This window comes from Exiguobacterium sp. U13-1 (assembly GCF_001750115.1).
Lineage (GTDB): Bacteria > Bacillota > Bacilli > Exiguobacteriales > Exiguobacteriaceae > Exiguobacterium_A > Exiguobacterium_A acetylicum.
On sequence record NZ_CP015731.1, the window covers coordinates 566,501 to 572,500 of the forward strand.

A 6,000-nucleotide genomic window follows, 5' to 3' on the forward strand; every position below is an offset into this window, starting at 1 on the left:
CGCCATAAAAGGGCAGTGCGTATCCCGCTTCTGCCCTTTTGCTACAAAATGAAAGTATTGATTTGATGAAGGAGGAGAGATCATGGACAAGCTGATTGAACTGGAACAGGTCACCTATCGGTATCCGGAACAGGAGCAAGCAGCCCTACACGAGGTCTCTCTGACGATTCGTTCAGGTGAATGGGTCGCCATCGTTGGTCACAACGGCTCTGGAAAATCAACGCTGACGAAATTGTTTAATGGATTGTTGTTACCGGAGACAGGGACCGTTACGGTTGCTGAGCGCTTTTCAAGTGCGAATCCGGAGCAACTGTGGGAGATGCGCCGAGCAATCGGCATCGTCTTCCAAAATCCAGATAATCAATTCGTTGGCACGACCGTGCGCGACGACGTGGCATTTGCTCTAGAAAACTGGGGTGTGCCACGCGAGGAAATGGTTCGTCGTATCGACGACAGTCTAGCGCGCGTTGGCCTTACGGATTTTGTTGATCGGGAACCCCATCAACTATCCGGCGGACAGAAGCAGCGTGTCGCAATCGCTTCGGCGCTTGCGATGCGCCCTGATGTTCTCGTGCTCGATGAATCTACATCGATGCTTGATCCATTAGCACGACAAGAGGTCATGTCGACCGTTCAGGAACTCCATGCGACCCACCCAATGGCGGTCATCGCGATTACACACGAATTAGACGAAGTATTACGGGCTAGTCGTGTCATCGTCATGGATGCCGGGAAAATCGTATTAGAAGGATCCCCTCAGGAAGTCTTTCGTCATGCATCGTTCTTAGAAGACATCGGACTCGATGTTCCATTCGTTGTTCGGGTACAAGAACGTTTACGGGCGCAAGGTCTCTCACTCGAGGAGACGATACTAGATGAAAGAGAATTGGTGAACCGTTTATGCCAATCTTAATCCAGGAATTAAATTATACGTATCAACTCAATAGTCCGTTCGAACGAGTCGCGCTACGTGATGTGAATCTTGAGATTCCGTCAGGGGCGCTTGTTGCGTTTGTAGGGCATACCGGATCCGGGAAATCGACGCTCGTGCAGCACATCAATGGGTTGCTCAAGCCGACAGCGGGGAAGGTACAAGTCGATGACATCATCGTCGAACCGAAGAAAAAACAAGACCTCAAGCCATTAAGACGTCGCGTCGGGCTTGTTTTTCAATATCCGGAATATCAATTGTTCGAAGAGACGGTCTTAAAGGATGTCATGTTCGGTCCGATGAACTTCGGTCATGACGCCGCGAAGGCTGAGCAATTAGCGAAAGAGGCATTACGGACTGTCGGACTCGATGAAGTCTTTTGGAGTCGTTCGCCGTTTGACCTGTCTGGTGGGCAAATGAGGCGTGTTGCAATTGCCGGCGTACTCGCTAGTCAACCAGACGTGTTGATCGTCGATGAGCCGACGGCAGGACTCGATCCGCAAGGGCGCAAGCATATGCTGAGTCTGTTTGCCCGGCTCCATGCAGAGACCGGTATGACGTTGCTCCTGATCACGCACGACATGGATCAGGTGCTTGAGTATGCCGAGCGTGTGATCGTCATGGAAGACGCCCAGGTGGCGTTTGACGGGCTACCGCTTGATCTGTTTAAAGAAGAGACTTTGCTCGAGCAATTCCATCTCGATCTTCCACATGTCTTATCGCTTGCTTGGCAAGTCGCTGATCAGCGTGGACTGGAACGACCGGACATCCGGACGGAGACCGAATTGATCGAGTGGTTGATGACGAAAGGGGTGAGCGAATGATCGTCGGACAACATATTCCCGGTCAGTCGTACTTGCATCGCTCGTCAGCACTCGCGAAGATCATCTTTGCTTTCTGCTTCATTCCGCTCGTCTTTCTCGCGAACAATGCAGCAACGAACATCTTTTTACTCATTTTTACGTTTCTCGCACTCATGAGTAGTCGCTTACCGCTTCGTTATGTTCTAAAGGGACTACGCCCGATTCTGTTCCTGATCGTCTTTACGTTCGTCATCCAACTGTTCTTCACGCGCGAAGGTGCTGTCCTCTTTGAGTTCGGCTGGCTCCGGATCTACGAAGAAGGACTTCGACTCGCGATCATCGTCTCATTACGTTTCTTCTATCTCGTCTCGATCACGACGCTCGTCACGCTGACGACCTCACCGATCGAATTGACAGATGCGATTGAATTGTTGTTGAAGCCGTTCAAGGTCGTCCGTGTCCCGACGCATGAGATCGCCTTAATGTTATCGATCTCACTTCGGTTCTTACCAACCTTAGCGGAGGAGACAGAGAAAATCATGAAGGCACAGCAAGCACGTGGTGTCGATTTGTCAGCAGGACCAATCAAGGAGCGCTTACGGGCGATCATTCCGTTATTGATTCCCTTGTTCATCTCCGCCTTTAAGCGGGCAGAGGATCTTGCGACAGCGATGGAAGCGCGGGGGTACCGTGGAGGAGAGGGACGGACACGTCTACGGGAGTCCAAGTGGACGATGCGGGATACGGGTCTGATGATCCTACTCGTCCTCCTGACGATCAGTTTAGTAGGATTGCGAGGGATCGGGTAATGCGTCGTTTAAAATGTACGATTCAGTATGACGGAACCGGCTACGCCGGGTATCAGGTGCAACCAAACGGATTGACGATTCAAGAAGTGATTGAAACGACGCTTGCGCGGATGCACAAACATCCCGTCAAGGTCATCGGGTCGGGACGGACGGATGCGAGAGTGCATGCCTACGGACAAGTCATTCATTTTGATACGGAACTAGCGATTCCCCCGGAGAACGTCGTCAAGGCACTGAATACGCTCTTACCAGCGGATATTCGTGTCCGGAGCTGCGAGGAGGTCGAACCGACCTTTGAAGCACGTTACGATGTCGTAGGGAAGGAATACCGCTATTTCGTCCGCCGCGAAGAAAATGCGTTTCGTCGAAATCTGTCGGTTCATATCCCGTATCCGCTCGATCTCGAGCGCATCCGTCAAGGGATGGCACATCTCGTCGGGACGCACGACTTCAGTTCGTTCTGTGTCGCGAAGACGGAAACGGATAACCGGGTCCGGACGATTTACGAGGCAGAGTTGATGACGATCGGTGACGAACTCGTCTTTCGATTCCAGGGCAGTGGTTTTCTCTATAATCAAATCCGGATCATGGTCGGGACGTTACTTGACGTCGGACGCGGTCGTTTTGCACCAGAGGACATTAAAAAAATGTTGCTGGCAAAGGACCGGAACGTCGCAGGCGTGACGGCGCCTCCTCATGGACTCTATCTATGGGAAGTTTTCTATCCGGAGTGAAAAAAGGCAATTGACATTGGCTATTAAAAAACATACAATGTTTATTGGCATTTCATTTATTATGAAACCACAATCTTAGCCCCGTACACCTAAGATTATGATAGATTCACCTAGTGAATAAATGAAAAATCAAAAACAGAACTTTTAATTCCTTAGGAGGTATTTTACATGCGCACAACTTTCATGGCGAAAGCTACTGATGTAGAACGCAAATGGCTCCTTATCGACGCTGAAGGTAAAACACTCGGTCGCCTTGCGAGCGAAGTTTCATCACTTCTCCGTGGTAAGCACAAGCCTACGTTCACACCACACGTTGACTGTGGGGATAACGTTATCCTCATCAACGTTGAGAAAATCGTTTTAACTGGTAACAAACTCGACAAAAAAGTCTACTACCGTCACTCTGGTCATCCAGGCGGCTTAAAGCAGACTGTTGCACGCGATATGCTTGCTAACAAACCTGAGCGCATGCTTGAACTCGCGATCAAAGGGATGCTTCCAAAAGGTAGCCTCGGTCGTCAAATGTTCAACAAACTCCACGTCTACGCTGGAGCTGCACACAAGCACGAAGCACAACAACCAGAAGTTTACGAACTTCGCGGTTAATACGAATTTAGGAGGAACTACACGATGGCAGATGTACGTTACTACGGCACTGGTCGCCGGAAACACGCGGCAGCGCGCGTTTTCCTCGTTGCTGGAGACGGTAAAGTCACAGTTAACGGTCGCGATATCAGCGAATACTTCGGTTATGAGACATTGATCATGACTGCAAAAGAACCACTCGTAATCACAGAAACAGAAGGCAAGTACGATGTAATCGTAACGGTCAAAGGCGGCGGCTTCACTGGTCAAGCAGGCGCTATCCGTCACGGTATCTCACGTGCTCTTCTTCAAGCGGATCCAGAATTCCGCGGCGCACTCAAAGCGAAAGGCTTCTTGACTCGTGATGCTCGTATGAAAGAGCGTAAAAAATACGGTCTTAAAGCAGCTCGTCGTGCACCACAATTCTCGAAACGTTAATTCTTTTCGAATCCCTCTCACCCTTGTGGTGGGAGGTTTTTTTGTGCACTAAAAAACCGCTCTCCTGACGAAGTGTCAGAACAGCGATTCAAGTCAAGTCGATTTAGTGGAGCGTAATCGGTGCAACACCGTCAGAAGAAGATAGAGGATGACGATCGTCAGCGGGATGCTCCAAACAAAGAGAGATTGTATGAATTGGGTAGGTGTATGTGTCGTCGCTTGACCGACATGTCCCGTAAAAGAGGTTTCTTCACTCAAGACGGTTGCATTGTCCGGTAACTCCGTCTTGGTAGCTACGGTCGGTTGCAGCGTCAGATACAGGACGAAGCTAAGATGTAAGAGACAGGTGACGCCAAGTGTCCAAATGATGCGTTTTTTCATAGGATGCTCCTTTTGATATGAGTTAAAATCATTCTGCATTCCATAAGTATAGCGGATTTTGTTTTCGGGAACAGGAGACAAAGGGAGTGAGCATAGATGGCATTATCGATCAGCTGGTTACTCGAGCGAGCGAATCGGAAGTTGAATGCTTCGGGACTTTCACGAGAAGTCGCCAAACGGACGCAAGAGGTCATCCGGGAGATGCATGCGCAAGGGATTTATGTCGGCGTCGCACAAGGGTACCGATCCATTGCAGAACAGAATCGGTTGTACGCACAGGGACGGACACTACCGGGACCAATCGTAACGAATGCACGTGGGGGACAATCGAGTCATAACCGCGGAATTGCCGTCGACCTTTTTCAATATTCCCAAGACGGTACACAAGCGCTGTTTCGAAACGATCAAAGCTTTCAAAAGATTGTTGCTGCGATGAAACGACGTGGCTTTTCTTGGGGTGGGGACTGGACGAGCTTTAAGGACTATCCACACTTTGAATTACTAGGAGTGTCTGAAGAAACGCCGAATCACTCTCGTGCGATCGTTCCGTATCCAGGTCGTCCGTTGTATCAAGGTGCAGCCAATATGAATCCGCGGGATATCGAACGAATTCAGCGTGCAGTCAAAGCAACCGTGACTCGGCGCTTTGATGCAGAGACGGCTCAGAAGGTGCGCGCCTATCAAACACGTCAAGGACTTGATGTCGATGGTGTCGTGGGTCCTGGTACATGGAACCGAATGTTCTAAAACGAGTGAATGATCGAGTGAAATGATGAAAACCGACACTGGACATGGAAAAGTCATCCTTTCCGGTGTCGAAATGTGCAAGCGCTCTCTTATTTTTGTTATACTAATAAGGATTAAATCGAACGTTTTCAGGGGGAAGGCACTATGTTGAATGAACAAGAAATTCGCGAGGTAGTCGGAACGCTCGTCGATCCGACGATTGACCGCCCGCTTGCAGATACGAACGGCATTCGTGACGTCCGGATTAAAGGTGATTATGTCAGTCTGAAAATCGCTTTAGCTCAATCTGGTTCTGGGGAGCAACTCGTGCTCCAACAGCAAATCGTCAAGGAACTAAAAGAAAAAGGATTCAAGACGGTTGGACTCCGTTTTGAGGCACTTGGTGACCACGGGATCCAAGCAGCAACGACACCGTCGATCCTCAAACCAGAATCCGGTACGACGTTCATCGCGATCGCTTCTGGTAAAGGGGGCGTCGGGAAATCAACGGTTTCCGTTAACTTAGCAGTTGCCCTCGCACGAGCAGGGAAGAAAGTCGGCTTGATTGATGCCGATATCTACGGCTTTAGTGT

The 6,000-nt window shown here is 49.9% G+C and carries 9 protein-coding genes (1 of these 9 running past the window's edge); 8 read left to right on the forward strand and 1 reads right to left on the reverse strand.

What is annotated here, in order from left to right:
* The first annotated feature begins 82 nt into the window (after positions 1–82).
* The 6 genes from ESP131_RS03020 (at position 83) to rpsI (ending at position 4,300) form a co-directional block, all read left to right on the forward strand.
* Positions 83–913, forward strand: coding sequence for an energy-coupling factor ABC transporter ATP-binding protein (locus ESP131_RS03020; RefSeq protein ID WP_069940146.1), 831 nt, complete (start codon positions 83–85; stop codon positions 911–913).
* Positions 901–1,755, forward strand: coding sequence for an energy-coupling factor transporter ATPase (locus tag ESP131_RS03025; protein WP_029343096.1), 855 nt, complete (start codon positions 901–903; stop codon positions 1,753–1,755). The genes ESP131_RS03020 and ESP131_RS03025 overlap by 13 nt, the downstream gene beginning before the upstream one ends.
* Positions 1,752–2,543 (forward strand): energy-coupling factor transporter transmembrane component T family protein, encoded by a 792-nt coding sequence (locus tag ESP131_RS03030; protein WP_029343097.1) that lies wholly within the window; start codon positions 1,752–1,754, stop codon positions 2,541–2,543. The genes ESP131_RS03025 and ESP131_RS03030 overlap by 4 nt, the downstream gene beginning before the upstream one ends.
* On the forward strand, positions 2,543–3,277 hold the full coding sequence (gene truA / locus ESP131_RS03035) for a tRNA pseudouridine(38-40) synthase TruA (protein WP_029343098.1): 735 nt from the start codon (positions 2,543–2,545) through the stop codon (positions 3,275–3,277). Before ESP131_RS03030 ends, truA begins: the two co-directional genes overlap by 1 nt.
* A 168-nt stretch (positions 3,278–3,445) precedes the next feature.
* Positions 3,446–3,883, forward strand: coding sequence for a 50S ribosomal protein L13 (gene rplM / locus ESP131_RS03040; RefSeq protein WP_023466654.1), 438 nt, complete (start codon positions 3,446–3,448; stop codon positions 3,881–3,883).
* Between the two features lie 24 nt (positions 3,884–3,907).
* Positions 3,908–4,300: a 30S ribosomal protein S9 gene (gene rpsI / locus ESP131_RS03045; protein ID WP_023466655.1), complete on the forward strand. Its 393-nt coding sequence runs from the start codon at positions 3,908–3,910 to the stop codon at positions 4,298–4,300.
* 93 nt (positions 4,301–4,393) lie between these two features.
* On the opposite strand, the gene ESP131_RS03050 is transcribed toward rpsI, so the two are convergent.
* Complete coding sequence (locus ESP131_RS03050) at positions 4,394–4,681, reverse strand: hypothetical protein (RefSeq protein WP_029343099.1); 288 nt, start codon at positions 4,679–4,681, stop codon at positions 4,394–4,396.
* A 96-nt stretch (positions 4,682–4,777) separates the two neighbouring features.
* On the opposite strand from ESP131_RS03050, the gene ESP131_RS03055 reads away from it, so the two are divergent.
* Together ESP131_RS03055 and ESP131_RS03060 are read left to right on the forward strand one after the other, a co-directional pair.
* Entirely contained in the window at positions 4,778–5,428 is a 651-nt protein-coding gene (locus ESP131_RS03055; RefSeq protein ID WP_029343100.1) for a M15 family metallopeptidase, read from the forward strand.
* Between the two features lie 144 nt (positions 5,429–5,572).
* Positions 5,573–6,000 carry the 5' portion of an Mrp/NBP35 family ATP-binding protein gene (locus ESP131_RS03060; protein ID WP_029343101.1) on the forward strand. It continues 604 nt past the right edge of the window, so the window shows 428 of its 1,032 coding nt (coding positions 1–428); the start codon lies at positions 5,573–5,575; its stop codon lies beyond the right edge, outside the window.

Excerpts from the sequence above, each read along its gene's own strand:
- truA (WP_029343098.1), top strand. The coding sequence starts at position 2,543 with ATGCGTCGTTTAAAATGTACGATTCAGTATGACGGAACCGGCTACGCC.
- ESP131_RS03030 (WP_029343097.1), top strand. The coding sequence starts at position 1,752 with ATGATCGTCGGACAACATATTCCCGGTCAGTCGTACTTGCATCGCTCG.
- rpsI (WP_023466655.1), top strand. The coding sequence starts at position 3,908 with ATGGCAGATGTACGTTACTACGGCACTGGTCGCCGGAAACACGCGGCA.
- ESP131_RS03050 (WP_029343099.1), bottom strand. The coding sequence starts at position 4,681 with ATGAAAAAACGCATCATTTGGACACTTGGCGTCACCTGTCTCTTACAT.
- ESP131_RS03020 (WP_069940146.1), top strand. The coding sequence starts at position 83 with ATGGACAAGCTGATTGAACTGGAACAGGTCACCTATCGGTATCCGGAA.
- rplM (WP_023466654.1), top strand. The coding sequence starts at position 3,446 with ATGCGCACAACTTTCATGGCGAAAGCTACTGATGTAGAACGCAAATGG.
- ESP131_RS03025 (WP_029343096.1), top strand. The coding sequence starts at position 901 with ATGCCAATCTTAATCCAGGAATTAAATTATACGTATCAACTCAATAGT.
- ESP131_RS03055 (WP_029343100.1), top strand. The coding sequence starts at position 4,778 with ATGGCATTATCGATCAGCTGGTTACTCGAGCGAGCGAATCGGAAGTTG.